At 36.1% G+C, this 15,012-nt stretch carries 15 protein-coding genes; 12 read left to right on the top strand and 3 right to left on the bottom strand.

The window, feature by feature from the left end; genetic code table 11:
* Window positions 1–115: 115 nt before the first annotated feature.
* Window positions 116–1,501, top strand: coding sequence for an MBL fold metallo-hydrolase (locus tag AACZ92_RS10645; RefSeq protein ID WP_339700940.1), 1,386 nt, complete (start codon window positions 116–118; stop codon window positions 1,499–1,501).
* A gap of 81 nt (window positions 1,502–1,582) precedes the next feature.
* Here AACZ92_RS10645 and AACZ92_RS10640 read toward each other — a convergent pair whose 3' ends face one another.
* Window positions 1,583–2,068, bottom strand: a complete 486-nt coding sequence (locus tag AACZ92_RS10640) for a PA2169 family four-helix-bundle protein (protein WP_339700937.1) — start codon at window positions 2,066–2,068, stop codon at window positions 1,583–1,585.
* Window positions 2,069–2,168: 100 nt separating this feature from the next.
* Between AACZ92_RS10640 and AACZ92_RS10635 the strand changes: the two genes are divergently transcribed.
* Window positions 2,169–2,390 (top strand): hypothetical protein, encoded by a 222-nt coding sequence (locus AACZ92_RS10635; RefSeq protein WP_339700934.1) that lies wholly within the window; start codon window positions 2,169–2,171, stop codon window positions 2,388–2,390.
* A gap of 90 nt (window positions 2,391–2,480) precedes the next feature.
* On the opposite strand, the gene AACZ92_RS10630 is transcribed toward AACZ92_RS10635, so the two are convergent.
* Both AACZ92_RS10630 and AACZ92_RS10625 read right to left on the bottom strand, forming a co-directional pair.
* Window positions 2,481–3,434, bottom strand: a complete 954-nt coding sequence (locus tag AACZ92_RS10630) for a transketolase C-terminal domain-containing protein (RefSeq protein ID WP_339700931.1) — start codon at window positions 3,432–3,434, stop codon at window positions 2,481–2,483.
* Between the two features lie 17 nt (window positions 3,435–3,451).
* The gene (locus AACZ92_RS10625; RefSeq protein WP_339700928.1) at window positions 3,452–4,297 is read right to left on the bottom strand and encodes a transketolase; all 846 of its coding nucleotides are present in this window, start codon (window positions 4,295–4,297) and stop codon (window positions 3,452–3,454) included.
* Window positions 4,298–4,630: 333 nt separating this feature from the next.
* Between AACZ92_RS10625 and tgt the strand changes: the two genes are divergently transcribed.
* The 10 genes from tgt (at window position 4,631) to AACZ92_RS10575 (ending at window position 14,842) form a co-directional block, all read left to right on the top strand.
* Window positions 4,631–5,761 (top strand): tRNA guanosine(34) transglycosylase Tgt, encoded by a 1,131-nt coding sequence (gene tgt, locus AACZ92_RS10620; RefSeq protein WP_339700925.1) that lies wholly within the window; start codon window positions 4,631–4,633, stop codon window positions 5,759–5,761.
* Window positions 5,761–6,840, top strand: coding sequence for an LptF/LptG family permease (locus AACZ92_RS10615; RefSeq protein WP_339700922.1), 1,080 nt, complete (start codon window positions 5,761–5,763; stop codon window positions 6,838–6,840). The genes tgt and AACZ92_RS10615 overlap by 1 nt, the downstream gene beginning before the upstream one ends.
* On the top strand, window positions 6,827–7,729 hold the full coding sequence (locus tag AACZ92_RS10610; RefSeq protein ID WP_339700919.1) for a DMT family transporter: 903 nt from the start codon (window positions 6,827–6,829) through the stop codon (window positions 7,727–7,729). The genes AACZ92_RS10615 and AACZ92_RS10610 overlap by 14 nt, the downstream gene beginning before the upstream one ends.
* Before the next feature lie 53 nt (window positions 7,730–7,782).
* Window positions 7,783–8,736, top strand: coding sequence for an acetyl-CoA carboxylase carboxyltransferase subunit alpha (locus tag AACZ92_RS10605; RefSeq protein WP_117160466.1), 954 nt, complete (start codon window positions 7,783–7,785; stop codon window positions 8,734–8,736).
* 166 nt (window positions 8,737–8,902) lie between these two features.
* The gene (gene dnaB, locus AACZ92_RS10600) at window positions 8,903–10,456 is read left to right on the top strand and encodes a replicative DNA helicase (RefSeq protein WP_339700914.1); all 1,554 of its coding nucleotides are present in this window, start codon (window positions 8,903–8,905) and stop codon (window positions 10,454–10,456) included.
* Window positions 10,457–10,685: 229 nt separating this feature from the next.
* Window positions 10,686–11,231: a hypothetical protein gene (locus AACZ92_RS10595; protein ID WP_339700911.1), complete on the top strand. Its 546-nt coding sequence runs from the start codon at window positions 10,686–10,688 to the stop codon at window positions 11,229–11,231.
* Window positions 11,232–11,426: 195 nt separating this feature from the next.
* Window positions 11,427–11,708, top strand: a complete 282-nt coding sequence (locus tag AACZ92_RS10590) for a type II toxin-antitoxin system RelE/ParE family toxin (protein ID WP_339700908.1) — start codon at window positions 11,427–11,429, stop codon at window positions 11,706–11,708.
* Window positions 11,709–11,717: 9 nt separating this feature from the next.
* A complete protein-coding gene (locus tag AACZ92_RS10585) occupies window positions 11,718–12,008 on the top strand; it encodes a HigA family addiction module antitoxin (RefSeq protein ID WP_339700905.1) in 291 nt (96 codons plus the stop codon).
* A gap of 201 nt (window positions 12,009–12,209) precedes the next feature.
* Window positions 12,210–13,427: a hypothetical protein gene (locus AACZ92_RS10580; protein ID WP_339700902.1), complete on the top strand. Its 1,218-nt coding sequence runs from the start codon at window positions 12,210–12,212 to the stop codon at window positions 13,425–13,427.
* Window positions 13,428–13,582: 155 nt separating this feature from the next.
* Entirely contained in the window at window positions 13,583–14,842 is a 1,260-nt protein-coding gene (locus AACZ92_RS10575) for an asparagine synthetase B (protein WP_339700899.1), read from the top strand.
* Window positions 14,843–15,012 lie beyond the last annotated feature (170 nt).

The raw sequence follows: 15,012 nt of genomic DNA, 5'->3' as shown, positions 1-15,012 counted from the left end.
TAGTTGAAGTTAAAGCCTATTTTCTAAAAATTATGTGAAAAAACTAAGAGCTCTTTTTCTTATCCTTTAAAATGAATCATAACAATCTGTATCTTTGCATTAAATTTTACAGAGAATGAATATTGAACAGATTTACACCGGATGTCTTTCGCAAGGCGCTTACTACATTGAAAGTGAAGGCGAGGTAGCAATTATAGATCCTTTGCGAGAAACGCAGCCATATACAGAAAGAGCAGAACGTGATAATGCTAAGATAAAATATATTTTCGAAACCCATTTTCATGCTGATTTTGTAAGCGGGCATCTTTCACTTTCTGAAAAGACTGGAGCTCCAATAATATTTGGTCCAAACGCTAATCCTTCTTTTAATGCTACGATAGCTAATGATAAACAGGAGTTTAAAGTAGGAAAGCTAACCATAATTGCTTTGCACACTCCAGGACATACTATGGAAAGCACAACCTATTTGCTTCGAGATGAAAGCGGTAAGGACCAAGCTATTTTTAGTGGTGATACTTTGTTTTTAGGTGATGTGGGTAGACCCGATTTGGCCCAGAAGGCAGCTACTATGACGCAAGATGAACTTGCAGGTATTTTATACGATAGCCTTCGTGAAAAAATAATGCCGTTAGCCGATGACGTTACCGTGTATCCGGCACACGGTGCGGGTTCTGCCTGTGGAAAAAATATGATGAAAGAAACCGTAGATACGCTAGGCAATCAAAAAAAGATGAATTATGCATTACGGGAAGATATGACTCGTGATGAGTTTATACAAGAAGTGACCGACGGTCTTTTACCACCACCAAGCTATTTTCCGTTAAACGTGAAAATGAATAAGGAAGGTTACGATAGTTTTGATGAAGTAATCACCCGCGGAACAAAAACATTAAGCCCACAAGAATTTGAAACTGCGGCAAACACAACTGGAGCGGTGATGTTAGATGTGCGTCATCAAAAAGAATTTATTAAAGGTCATGTTCCAAATTCTATCTTTATTGGCTTAGATGGCGGATTTGCTCCTTGGGTTGGCGATTTAATTGCAGATGTGAAACAACCTATTTTATTAATTGTTGATGAAGGACGTGAAGAAGAAGCTGTGATGCGATTATCAAGAGTTGGTTTTGACAATACTTTAGGGTATTTAAAAGGAGGAATAGAAGCTTGGCAGCAAGACGGGAAAGAGATAGCCAACATGCAATCTGTTTCTGCAACTGTATTAAAAGAAAAGATGAAAGAAGAAGTTGCTATTTTTGATGTACGTAAAGATGCAGAATATAGTTCTGCCCATATTCCCAATGCCAAGCATACTTCTTTAAGTCTTATTAATGAATACTTAAGTGATTACCCTACTAAAGAGCCTTTTTACGTACATTGTGCAGGAGGATATCGCTCGGTTATTGCCGCTTCAATCTTAAAAAATAGAGGGATACATAATGTGATAGATGTTGCAGGAGGATTTAAAGCTATAAAAGAAGCAGATATAGAAATAACAGCTTAAGACTATAAAAAAGGAAATAATAAAAAACCCTGAAGCGGAGGTGTTTCAGGGTTTATTCTTGCTATTCATTTCTCTTCTTCATTAATTACTCTTCTCAGCAAGGTCTTCAAGATTTTTTACTTTTGCAACTGTACCTTTAATCTCGGAAAGTTGATTATTTAAAGTTTTTTGTAATTTTGGTGGAAAACGGTTTTCATTTAAAGTTTCTTCATATTCCTCCATACTTGCTTTTTCACCTCGAATACATTCTTCAAGAACTGCTTCATCGTCTTTTCCAGTGAATGCAGTTTTTATATCAATCCAAGTACGATGTATATCTCCCGTTGTACTTCCCTCTTCGGCAGGCTTTTCATTTAACGAACGTATTTCATTGTCCAACTCAGTAGCAAATTTATTACGTTGTCGAGCTTGTTGCTCTAGAAAACGTTTAAGATTACTATCTTTTGCATCTTCCATTGCTTTAGTAAATCCTTTTTCTGCATCGTAATTTTTCTTTAGTAGTCCCTGTAGGTTATTCACTAAATCTTTATGAACAGTTTCCTTTGCTTGTTCTCTTGTAGTCTTCATAGTGTTCTGTTTTTTTAAATTATATACTAAAAGTACAATCTATTTTAGAAGAAATTTCTTAGCATTTTGCCAATTGAGAATGCTTTAACAAAGGGTGTTAATGAATTATAATTATTTTGATGGTCAGTTGATTACTGTGTATATTTATGTGAATCAAAATATTACAGTTATGGAAAATGATAAGAAAAATAATTCGGAAAAACAGAAGCAAAGTATAGAAGAGCAAGCCATCAATAAAAAAGGACAAGAGGCTGATGGGAAAGAAATAAATCATCAAGTAAAACAACGGAAAGAGCAACATCAACCTCGTGATACGGCATAAAATAATTTAAAATGAGAAAGCCCCGCAATATGTTGCGGGGCTTTCTTTTTTGATCGAAGTCTGCTATCAACAGACTGGAGCAAAAAAAGATTATTTACGCGAGATCACTTTCTTTGCAGCTTTTATAATGGCATTGGCATTTAAACCATATTTTTCCATTAATTGCTCAGGCGTTCCAGATTCTCCAAAGGTATCTTGCGTCGCCACAAACTCTTGTGGAGTTGGGGCATTTTTGGCTAATACTCGGGAAACACTCTCACCAAGACCACCTAAATAGTTGTGTTCTTCTGCAGTGACAATGCACCCTGTTTTAGTAACGCTATCAAGTATCGCTTTATTGTCCAAAGGCTTAATTGTGTGTATGTTAATTACTTCAGCACTAATACCTTCTTCGTGTAATTTTTCGGCAGCTTGTAGTGCTTCCCATACTAAATGACCTGTTGCTACTAGGGTTACATCGGTTCCTTCTTGTAAATGAACAGCTTTACCAATCTCAAAATTCTGATTTTCAGGAGTGAAGTTTGCTACTTTTGGTCTTCCAAAACGAAGATAAACAGGTCCTTGGTGTTCTGCTACGGCCAAGGTTGCAGCTTTCGTTTGGTTATAGTCACAGGTATTGATAACAGTCATTCCAGGAAGCATTTTCATCAACCCTAAATCTTCTAGAATTTGATGTGTTGCTCCATCTTCACCTAAGGTAACACCAGCGTGAGAGGCACATATTTTTACGTTTTTACCACTATAAGCAATACTTTGGCGTATTTGATCGTACACGCGACCTGTAGAGAAGTTAGCAAAAGTACCTGTAAAAGGTATTTTTCCACCAATGGTCATCCCGGCTGCCATACCCATCATGTTTGCTTCGGCAATTCCAACTTGATAAAAGCGTTCTGGATGGTTTTCTTTAAATTCATCCATTTTTAGGGAACCAGTTAAGTCGGCACAAAGTGCAACTACATCTTCATTTGTTTTACCTAATTCGGTCAATCCTGCTCCAAAACCGGATCTTGTATCTTTTTTTCCGCTGTCTGTATATTTTTTCATTGTATTACTTTTCAGAATTAATAATCACCCAGCGTTTCCGGGTTCTGTGATAATGCTTTTTCTAATTGCTCGTCATTTGGAGCTTTTCCGTGCCAAGCGTGTGTGTGCATCATAAAATCAACACCGTTCCCCATTACCGTGTGCAACAACACACAGACAGGTTTTCCGTTTCCAGTTTTAGCTTTGGCTTTTTTCATTCCTTCAAGTACGGCAGAAAGATTGTTTCCTTCTTTAATTTCTAGAACGTCCCAGCCAAATGCTTCAAATTTTTCTTTTACGTTTCCTAACGGAAGTACATTTTGAGTTGAACCGTCAATTTGTTGTCCGTTTAAATCAATAGAAACAATTAGATTGTCCACTTTGTTTCCGGCAGCATACATAATAGCTTCCCAATTCTGGCCTTCTTGTAATTCGCCATCGCCACAAAGGGTGTATACTATATGGTTATCCTTATTTAATGTTTTTGCTTCCGCAGCACCGATAGATACAGAGATTCCCTGCCCTAATGATCCTGAAGCTACACGTATTCCTGGTAAGCCTTCATGAGTAGTTGGATGCCCTTGTAAGCGAGAATCAATATGTCTAAAGGTTTTTAATTCTTCTACAGGAAAATAACCCGAACGCGCTAAAACACTATAAAAAACCGGTGAAATATGGCCGTTTGAAAGAAAGAAAAGGTCTTCCTCAATTCCGTCCATACTAAAGTCATCTTTGCGCTCCATTAATTCTTGATACAAAGCGACGAAAAATTCAGCACAGCCTAAAGAACCACCTGGGTGCCCTGAATTGACTGCGTGTACTTGTCTTAAAATATCCCTGCGAACCTGAACCACTAAATCCTCAAGGTGTTGTAAATCTGCCATTTGTGTAGTTTTGTTTTTCAGCATCAAAAATACGGTATTCTTAGGGGTAGGCAAAACTAAATTAGGGCAGTTATCAACGATTTAAAGGAAGTTATTAAGGTTGGGATAAAAGTTTTAAGTTAGTTGCTCATGGAGAAAGAAACAAGACTATGGGAAGCATAAAACAAGACAATTAGGCAAAAGTGTGGAAAACATTCCTTTGTCTTGCCTTTTGATTCTTTTTTCTGAAGCAATTTTAATTTTTTTCAGAAGAAATGGAAGCTACGTATCTAAACAAATCCTATTATCTTTGCAGCTGTTTGCCAATTCTGGCATATTTCAGAAAAACCTTGAATGCAATTTAAACTAGAAAAAACCGATCCAGAAAGTCAAGCCCGCGCTGGGACTATAACATTAGACCACGGCCCTGTTGAAACGCCAATTTTTATGCCAGTAGGTACTGTTGGGACAGTTAAAGGAGTGCACCAACGTGAACTTTCACAAGATATAAACCCTGATATCATTTTAGGAAATACGTATCATTTATACTTACGGCCACAGACTAACATTCTTAAAAAAGCTGGCGGGATTCATAAATTTATGAATTGGGACCGAAATATCTTGACCGATAGTGGCGGTTATCAAGTGTATTCCCTTTCAGCAAATAGAAAAATTAAGGAAGAGGGTGTTAAGTTTAAGTCGCATATTGACGGTAGCATGCATTTTTTCACACCTGAAAACGTGATGGAAATCCAACGAACTATTGGAGCCGACATTATCATGGCCTTTGATGAATGTACACCGTATCCTTGTGATTATAAGTATGCCAAACGTTCTATGCATATGACGCATCGTTGGCTAGATAGGTGTATTGCTCATTTAGATAAAACACCTTTAAAATACGATTACAACCAGACATTTTTTCCCATTGTTCAAGGAAGCACTTACAAAGATCTCAGGAAACAATCTGCAGAGTACATAGCATCTGTAGGAGCAGCAGGAAATGCAATTGGCGGTCTATCTGTTGGGGAACCAGCTGAAGAAATGTATGCTATGACTGAAGTGGTCACAGATATACTTCCTGAAGATAAACCTCGTTATTTAATGGGAGTAGGAACACCTATTAATTTATTAGAAAATATTGCTTTGGGGATCGATATGTTTGATTGTGTAATGCCTACTAGAAATGGACGAAACGGTATGCTTTTTACAGCACATGGTTCTATAAACATTAAAAACAAAAAGTGGGAAGATGATTTTTCACCTATTGATGAGATGGATATTACTTGGGTAGATACTGCGTATAGCAAAGCGTATGTACGTCACCTATTTAAGGTAAAAGAACTTTTGGGTATGCAAATTGCAACTATCCATAACCTCGGGTTTTATTTATGGTTGGTTCGTGAAGCGAGAAAGCATATCTTAGCCGGAGATTTTACTACTTGGAAAAACAAGATGGTTAAACAAATGGATAAACGCCTTTAATGTTAAGCATACTCGATAAATATATACTGAAGCGATACTTAGGAACATTTTTACTGTTGCTTCTATTATTTATTCCCATCGGGATAACGGTGAACCTTGCGGAAAAGATTGATAAAATGCTCGAAAATGAGGTGCCTTTTATCGAAATAGCAAAGTATTATTTAGACTTTACCATCTATTTTGCAAACTTGTTATTCCCCTTGTTTTTGTTTTTGTCCGTAATCTGGTTCACATCAAAACTCGCAAACAATACAGAGATTATAGCTTTTTTAAGTAGTGGGGTTTCGTATTATCGATTTTTACGCCCGTATATGATTGGTGCTACAATTGTTTGTATTGGCGCTTTGGTGTTAGGTATGTATTTAGCGCCCATGGCCAGTAAAGGATTTAATGAGTTTAAGTACAAATACCTTAAGAAAGGAACACAAGATAGGGCGCAATCTAATGTATACAGACAGATAAATGATAATGATTATATTTATGTAAGTTACTTTAATGTGAAGGAGAAAAGTGGAAACAACTTTACCTTAGAACATTTTGAAGATAATGAAATGAAATTCAAGATTTCAGCAAGTAGTATAAAGTATAATGAAAAAGATAGCTCTTACACACTCTATAATTATAAAAAAAGAATTGTAGGTCAAAACAATGACCAGCTTTTAAAAGAAACAAAGCTAGACACAACGTTTTCCTTTGAAATGGAAGATTTAACACCAGTTGAATACATTGCAGAAACTTTAAATTTTACAGAGCTTAACGACTTTATACAACGAGAAAAAGCAAAAGGTTCTTCCTACATAAATAGGTACGAAGTGGTACGCTATAAACGTTGGAGTTTGCCAGTTTCTGCGTATATCTTGACTATTATTGCAGTTGCAGTATCATCGGTAAAACGCCGTGGGGGAATGGGAGTCAATCTTGCCATTGGTATTGGTATCGGGATGACTTTTATCTTTTTCGATAAGATATTTGGGACAATGGCAGAACAGAGTACTTTTTCACCTTTTATCGCTACATGGTTCCCTAACTTTGTATTTGGTATCTTAGCTATTTACCTTCTTAGAAATGCCAAACGCTAAATTACTCAACTCCCTCCATTTACACGGAATTGTCTTTATTTGGGGGTTTACAGCGGTGCTGGGAGCATTAATTTCCATTGACGCCATTCCGTTGGTATGGATTAGAATGCTATTGGCTTCAGGTTTTATATTGTTATTTGTCCTTCTGAAGAAAGAAAAACTACGCTTTTCAGTTAAAACACTCTCACGCTTTTTTCTTGCCGGATTTATCATTGCGTTGCATTGGCTGTGCTTTTTTGGAGCTATAAAAGAATCGAACGTTTCGGTTACATTGGCAATTATGTCCACAGGAGCTTTTTTTGCTTCTCTATTAGAGCCGCTTTTCTACAGAAGAAAAATAATCGGGTACGAAGTGTTCTTCGGAATTATAGTAATCAGTGGTTTATACCTAATATTTAATGTAGAAACCGATTATATCTGGGGAATTGGCCTAGCACTAGCTTCATCATTCTTAGGAGCAGTATTTACTATTATTAACGGGGCATTGGTAGTAAAACATAAAGCTTCGGTTATTTCTTTATACGAATTATTTTTCGGGGGATTATGTATTACGGCCTATTTAGCTTTTCAGGGAAAAATTACTTCAGAATTATTTCAACTGTCAACAAACGACTGGCTTTTACTATTACTTTTAGCTTCAGTTTGCACCGCATATGCCTTTTTGGCTTCGGTACACGTGATGAAATGGATAAGCCCTTATACCGTGATGTTAACCGTAAACCTAGAACCAGTGTATGGAATTATCTTAGCATTGCTTATTTTAGGCGATTCAGAACATATGAAAACAGAGTTTTATTATGGAGCCGTCATTATTATAGTAACAGTCATTGCTAATGGAATTATTAAAAACAGATTGCAAAGAAAAAAAAGGCGATTGCCTAATACCTAAAAACAAAATTTTATCTTTGTACGCTAAGCAAAAAACTACAATCTAAAGATACTATGGAATATCTTGAATTTGAATTACCTATAAAGGACTTACAGGAACAGTACGAGAAAGCTTGCCAAATTGGAACTGACAGCGAAGTAGATGTTACCAATACCTGTAAGCAGATTGAGAAAAAATTAAAGGAAACTAAGAAGGAAGTATATAAAAACTTAACCCCGTGGCAACGTGTACAGTTGTCTCGTCACCCCAATCGTCCCTATACTATGGATTATGTTAAATCCATTTGTGGGGATTCTTTTTTAGAACTTCACGGCGATCGTAACTTTAAAGACGACAAAGCCATGGTAGGCGGTTTAGGGAAAATTGGTGACCAAAGCTATATGTTTATTGGGCAGCAAAAAGGGTATAATACCAAAACGAGACAATACCGTAATTTTGGGATGGCAAGTCCTGAAGGATACCGTAAAGCCCTTCGTTTAATGAAGTCTGCCGAAAAATTTGGCCTTCCAGTAGTTACTTTTATCGACACGCCTGGAGCGTATCCTGGATTAGAAGCCGAAGAACGTGGACAAGGGGAAGCCATTGCCCGTAATATTATGGAAATGACGCGCCTTAAAGTACCAATTATAGTAATTGTTATTGGAGAAGGAGCTAGTGGTGGAGCCTTAGGAATAGGTGTTGGTGATCGCGTTATGATGCTCGAAAACTCATGGTATTCTGTAATTTCGCCTGAAAACTGTTCTTCTATCTTATGGAGAAGTTGGGATCATAAAGAACAAGCCGCTGAGGCATTAAACCTAACAGCAAAAGATGCCAAAAGACTAAAAGTAATCGATACTATTATTAAAGAACCACTAGGCGGAGCGCATAGCGATCGAGAAAAAACTTTTTCTACCGTTTCTAAGACCATTTCAAAAGTATATGATGAATTAAAAATCTTATCACCAACCGATTTGGTTAATCTTAGAATGGAAAAATATTCTGAGATGGGAGTCTTTAAAGGCTAACTTCAATTATAGCAACCCTTTCAAAAATCCGGAGGTTCGTCTTCGGTTTTTTTTGCACCTTATTAACAATAATCTTAAGTTATCAACAGTTCAAATGTTGATGACTGGTTAACATCGAAACTTTTAATACGCCTGTTTCAGTTAACATTTTCTTTACATTCGCCTTATGGAAAAAGTACAACAGCAAAATCAATATAAAACGAAGTCTTCCCAAGTAATTTCGTTGGAAAAGGGGAAACTTCCTCCGCAAGCTATTGATTTAGAGCAAGTTGTGCTTGGAGCGATGATGATCGATAAAAAAGGTGTCGATGAGGTGATTGATATTTTACACGCCGATGTGTTTTATAAAGATGCTCACAAATACATCTTTGAAGCCATTCATACACTCTTTGAAAACAGTGAACCGGTGGACTTATTAACCGTTTCGTCCCAATTAAAAAAGGACGCAACGCTTGAAGTTGCAGGAGGCGAATTTTACTTGGTTCAATTGACCCAAAAAGTGTCTTCTTCGGCACATATTGAGTTTCATGCGCGTATCATTCTTCAGAAATTCATACAACGGAGTTTGATTAAAATTTCAAATGAAATCATTGAAGATTCGTACGATGAAACGACCGATGTTTTTGATTTATTGGATACTGCAGAATCCAAATTATACGAAATTACGCAAGGAAATATAAAGCGTTCTTCGGAAACAGCGCAGCAATTAGTAATTCAAGCGAAGAAAAAAATTGAAGAAATTGCCAATAGAGAAGGTCTTTCTGGTGTTCCTTCCGGTTTTGAAGATATAGACAAATTGACTTCCGGTTGGCAACCCAGTGATTTAATTATTATTGCCGCTCGTCCAGGTATGGGTAAAACGGCCTTGACGTTGTCTATGGCCCGTAACATTGCGGTAGATCATAATATTCCAGTAGCTTTCTTTTCTCTGGAAATGTCCTCCGTACAGTTAATTACACGATTAATTTCTTCGGAAACGCAATTAAGCTCCGAAAAACTACGTACCGGAAACTTAGAAAAACACGAGTGGGAACAGTTAAACGTGAAAGTAAAAGGGCTGGAAAAAGCGCCTTTATTTATTGATGATACACCATCGCTTTCCATTTTCGATTTACGTGCAAAAGCTAGACGTCTATCTTCGCAACACGGAATTAAATTGATTATGGTCGATTACCTGCAGTTAATGACAGCAGGAGGGAACAAAAACGGTGGAAATCGAGAGCAGGAAATCTCAACCATTTCCCGAAACTTAAAAGCATTGGCAAAAGAACTCAATGTTCCAGTAATTGCCTTATCCCAATTATCTCGTGCGGTAGAGACTCGTGGCGGAAGCAAGCGACCGTTACTTTCTGACCTTCGTGAATCTGGTGCGATTGAGCAAGATGCCGATATTGTATCGTTTATTTACCGTCCCGAATACTACAAAATTGACGAATGGGACGATGAAGAGCGTACGCCAACGCAAGGACAAGGTGAATTTATTGTAGCCAAACACCGTAACGGTGGTCTGGACGAAATACGCTTGCGTTTTGTGGGGCATTTAGGACGTTTCGAAAACTTAGAGCGTTTTGATATCCCTAGCGAAATCCATTCCCGTATGAACGATGCTGCCAATGATGATACCTTTAGAACCGACAGTCTGCCTTCTGCAGATGAAGCCTTCGGTAGTTCTATGAATAACGATCTGCCACCGGATGATGATAATGAGGTACCGTTTTAGGAGGATATAAGCTTATTTATTAGACTTTTTATATAGCCTGCATTAAGAAAATAAGAGTTTATAGGTTGCAGGAAACAAGAGCCAAGAACCATGACAAAAAGATGATTGATTTTGTGATTTGGCTTTATTAAGTATATTTGAAGAATTCTCCCCTACTTTTTTAAACAGAAAATAGATAAGATATACACGCAATAGCGTTTATACTTATGTTGTGCCTAATTTGACAAAAATGTCGGAAACCATTAAAATTTTATTAGCGAGTGGAGTAATTGCTGGAATTGTATCAGCAATAATCTCTTATTTGACTTCAATCCGACTGAAGAAAATGGATTTTAGAAATGAATATTACAAAGAGATTTTAAAGAAACGACTTAATGCGTATGAATTCATTGAAAATCAAATCGCAGTAATGAAAAGCGTAGTGTTGGATGATGATGGAAAACCATTTCACTTGATATTCGGACAAGGAGAAAGTAAATTTTATGAATTTCAACAAAATTTAATGTTAGCAATTTCGTACGGACTTTGGATTGACAATGAAACTCATGAAACACTTGACGAAATAAATAATCTATTTTTTAATTTAAATAACCACGTAAATAAAAAAAATGATTCGGTAATTGAGGAAATTGGAAAGAAATACTATAATCGAGTATCTGAATTGAGAATGAAACTCGAAAAAAACGCTAAAAAAGGACTTTACGATTTACACGATATAAAAAAAGTGTTCAAATCAAAAAAGCGGAATAAAAAGCGAATTATATATAAAGAATAAAACTAGGCACAAAAATATATAACCGCAATTACAGCGAAATTCACACCGACTTGTGACCTTTCCGTAAAAACCTAAAGACTTGTGTATTTTTATTCCTAACTATAGTTATACGAGACGTTAAGCTCCATTCAAGAGTTATTTTTACAAATTCACAATTTTTACTTACCTTTGACGTTAGTAACGTAAAACAATAGTATGATTATTTCTTTTGGCTCGAAAGAAACAGAACGGATTTGGAAAGGTATTCGAGTAAAAAAAATGCCTGTTAAAATCCAGAATGTTGGACGTCGAAAATTAAGAATGCTGAATAACTCGCAGGACATTTCCGATTTGAGGATTCCGCCATCCAATCGGCTTGAGAAATTAACCGGAAAATTGAAAGGATACTATAGCATTCGGATTAATAATCAATGGCGGGTTATGTTCATCTGGAACAATGGAAATGCAAGCGAAGTGGAAATAATCGATTATCATTAAAAATAAGTTATGGAAAAATTAGCAAACATCCACCCCGGAGAAATCTTGAACCTCGAATTTTTGGAGCCTCTCGAAATTACGGCCTACCGCCTTTCAAAGGATTTGAAAATACCACAGACCCGAATTTCAGAAATAATAAAAGGTAATCGTCGGATTACAGCAGACACGGCTCTACGATTGAGTAAGTATTTCGGGAATTCAGCAAAATTCTGGCTCGGAATTCAAGATGACTATGATATCGAAGAAGAAAAAGAAAAAAAGGAGAACGAATTGGACGAAATTAAACAGTACGTGTTATAAACGAAACTATGTGTTGAGATAAATATCAAAACCGACACCCTGTCTTCAGATGAAGCTTTCGGCAGTTCTATGAACAGTGATTTGCTACTAGAAGATGATAGTGAGGTGCCTTTTTAAAAGGTTTTATTTATGTTGCCAACAATTAGCTAATTTAAGCTACAGAATTAATTATACTTTAATTCAATAATAAAATAACTATTAATGGTTTCAAAAAATATTCTTCTAACATTTCTAATAAGCTTTATCCTAATTGTATTCTCGAGTTGCAAAGAAGACAAAAGAATTCTAGAAAAAATTGATTTTACTACTGATTACAAATTTTTATCAGATATTGAAAATGAAGTTTCTAATTCTAAAGAATATCAAAGATCTGGGACATATTTTGCTTTAAAGGGAGATTATAAAAATGCTTTAATTCAGTGGGATTTAATGGGTGGAAAAGAAGAAGTCTTCTCAAAAGAACAAATAGATTCAATAAAGCTTAAATATAAAATAGTAAACGCCTCCGATTACATAATTGATAAAGCAAAAGAAAACCAAATAATAATAATAAATGAAGCTCATCATAATTCGTTTCATCGTTTTTTTACAAAAACACTTCTTAAAGGATTATATGAAAAAGGTTATACAAACCTAGGTCTCGAAGCATTAGCAAATAATGATAGTTTAAACTCGGCTCTCAACAATCGAAAATATCCAATTCAAAAAACTGGTTATTATACGAAAGATCCGCAATTTGGAAATTTAATCAGAGACGCTTTAGAAATTGGATATAAGTTGTTTGCTTACGAGACTTTAGGAAGTGAAAGTGGAAAGCCTAGAGAAATTGACCAAGCCAAAAACATTGAAAAGGTAATTGATTCTAGACCAAACGAGAAGTTTTTAATTCATTGTGGCTATGACCATGCTTTAGAAGGAGCTCATAATTATTGGGAAAAAGCGATGGCGAGTAGGTTAACTGAGTACACAGGAATAAATCCATTAACAATTAACCAAGCCTCTTATAGTGAACGAAGTAGACCTGAACTAAACCATCCTTTTTTAAAAGCATTAAATTTTAATGAATCATCCATTTTAATTGATAATAAAAACAATCCTTTGAGGTATGAGAGAGAGGATGCTTGGGCAGACATAGCAGTATTTCATCCAAATACAGAATATATTAACAATAGACCAAATTGGTTATTTGAAAATGGCAATAAAAATGTCCCTGTTAAATTAAATGATATTGAAATTGATTTTCCAGTTATGGTTTTGGCCTGTAAAAAAGGAGAAAACTTAACTACAGCTGTTCCGATTGACATAAAAGAAGTGGAAAGTAAAACAGAAAACTGTAATCTAGGGTTGAGAAAGGGAGTTTATGAAGTTGTAGTCACAAACGGGAAAGAGTCAGTCAAATTTGAACAACAAGTAAAATAACTATTACCAATAAAGAAATGAGATGAAAAACAACCTTTTTATCTATTAATCATTTCTAAAGCAATTTAAAATTTCTCAAAACCACTTAAAATCTATTTTTTAGAAAATTACCTATCTTCTCAATATGGCTCGAATTTTGTCGTTATATTAGCATTATGACGAAATTTATTACCTTATTATTTATTATTTTCTTTTCCTTAAATGCTTCAGCATCCTATATTTTAATCCCGATGGATGTGGATGGGCAGAAGGAACACCTAAAAGCCTACGGAATTACGTATTGGACATTAGAACGCCAAGTCAAAGTAAAGTGGTTGCTTAACTACCGCGGTGGCTCTTTTTTAATGCCCAATTCCGAAGAAATTCAAAAGGAATGTCAAATTAGAGGTGTGTCTTTCGAAGTTATTTCTGATAGTAAGACCGAAGAAATACTGACGATGATAAGTAGTCCTTCACAAAACATGGAAGCTGTGGTGTTAGAAAAAGCACCAAAGATTGCTGTATATTCCCCAAAAGGAAATCAACCGTGGGATGATGCCGTAACCATGGTGTTGACATATGCGGAAATTCCCTATGAAGTTGTGTATGACACAGAAGTGTTGAGCGACCAGCTTATTTTATATGATTGGTTACATTTACACCACGAAGATTTTACAGGTCAGTATGGTAAATTCTACAGAGCCTATCGTGCTGCTCCTTGGTATATAGAAGAGAAGCAAAAGTCTGAAGCCTTGGCAAAAGAATTAGGATACAACAAAGTTTCTGAAGAAAAAGGAGACGTTGCTTTAAAAATACGAGATTATGTAGTTGGTGGTGGTTTTATGTTTGCAATGTGTAGTGCCACGGACAGTTTTGATATTGCTCTTTCGGCAGAAGGCGTAGATATTTGTGAGCCGATGTTCGATGGTGACCCTAGCGAACCAGGCTATCAAGGTAAGATAGATTACAGCAAAACCATGGCATTTACCGATTTTATATTAGAACGTAGCCCTATGGTCTATGAGTTTTCATCTATCGATATGACGGCAAAACGAAGAATACCAAAAGAAACTGATTATTTTACTTTGATGGATTATTCGGCCAAATGGGATCCAATTCCTACTATGTTGGTGCAAAACCATACGTCTTTAGTAAAAGGATTTATGGGACAAACTACTTCGTATAAAAGAGATGAAGTAAAATCAAACGTATTAGTGATGGGCGAAAATAAAACCAATGGTGAGGCTCGCTACATTCACGGTATAAAAGGGAAAGGTTTTTTTACTTTTTACGGTGGTCACGATCCAGAAGATTATCAACATAGAGTAGGGGATGCCAAAACAGAATTGGCATTGCATCCCAATTCTCCGGGATATCGTTTGATACTAAACAACGTATTGTTTCCAGCGGCTAAAAAGAAAAAGCAGAAGACTTAAACAAGCTTTAGTCTTTCCGAAGAAGGGCATGACGAGGAATTGCATATGAGTGAATGGGCGGTTTAATGAAAAGCAGACCTTGAAAAGAGGGTTTAAAGAGTGGGAGGTGATTTCTCCTACCGTCGAAATGACTGTCCTTGTTTCCGAAGGAGAATAGGGCTGAGAAATTT

The organism is uncultured Marixanthomonas sp. (genome assembly GCF_963974425.1).
Classification (GTDB): domain Bacteria; phylum Bacteroidota; class Bacteroidia; order Flavobacteriales; family Flavobacteriaceae; genus Marixanthomonas.
This window is presented reverse-complemented; position numbering and strand designations above follow the sequence as displayed.

What these genes read in the sequence shown, in the direction of transcription:
- AACZ92_RS10625 (WP_339700928.1), bottom strand. Translation starts at nt 4,297, where the DNA reads ATGGCAGATTTACAACACCTTGAGGATTTAGTGGTTCAGGTTCGCAGG.
- AACZ92_RS10590 (WP_339700908.1), top strand. Translation starts at nt 11,427, where the DNA reads ATGATTATTTCTTTTGGCTCGAAAGAAACAGAACGGATTTGGAAAGGT.
- AACZ92_RS10575 (WP_339700899.1), top strand. Translation starts at nt 13,583, where the DNA reads ATGACGAAATTTATTACCTTATTATTTATTATTTTCTTTTCCTTAAAT.
- AACZ92_RS10585 (WP_339700905.1), top strand. Translation starts at nt 11,718, where the DNA reads ATGGAAAAATTAGCAAACATCCACCCCGGAGAAATCTTGAACCTCGAA.
- dnaB (WP_339700914.1), top strand. Translation starts at nt 8,903, where the DNA reads ATGGAAAAAGTACAACAGCAAAATCAATATAAAACGAAGTCTTCCCAA.
- AACZ92_RS10580 (WP_339700902.1), top strand. Translation starts at nt 12,210, where the DNA reads ATGGTTTCAAAAAATATTCTTCTAACATTTCTAATAAGCTTTATCCTA.
- AACZ92_RS10640 (WP_339700937.1), bottom strand. Translation starts at nt 2,068, where the DNA reads ATGAAGACTACAAGAGAACAAGCAAAGGAAACTGTTCATAAAGATTTA.
- tgt (WP_339700925.1), top strand. Translation starts at nt 4,631, where the DNA reads ATGCAATTTAAACTAGAAAAAACCGATCCAGAAAGTCAAGCCCGCGCT.
- AACZ92_RS10595 (WP_339700911.1), top strand. Translation starts at nt 10,686, where the DNA reads ATGTCGGAAACCATTAAAATTTTATTAGCGAGTGGAGTAATTGCTGGA.
- AACZ92_RS10645 (WP_339700940.1), top strand. Translation starts at nt 116, where the DNA reads ATGAATATTGAACAGATTTACACCGGATGTCTTTCGCAAGGCGCTTAC.
- AACZ92_RS10615 (WP_339700922.1), top strand. Translation starts at nt 5,761, where the DNA reads ATGTTAAGCATACTCGATAAATATATACTGAAGCGATACTTAGGAACA.
- AACZ92_RS10635 (WP_339700934.1), top strand. Translation starts at nt 2,169, where the DNA reads ATGAATTATAATTATTTTGATGGTCAGTTGATTACTGTGTATATTTAT.
- AACZ92_RS10610 (WP_339700919.1), top strand. Translation starts at nt 6,827, where the DNA reads ATGCCAAACGCTAAATTACTCAACTCCCTCCATTTACACGGAATTGTC.
- AACZ92_RS10630 (WP_339700931.1), bottom strand. Translation starts at nt 3,434, where the DNA reads ATGAAAAAATATACAGACAGCGGAAAAAAAGATACAAGATCCGGTTTT.
- AACZ92_RS10605 (WP_117160466.1), top strand. Translation starts at nt 7,783, where the DNA reads ATGGAATATCTTGAATTTGAATTACCTATAAAGGACTTACAGGAACAG.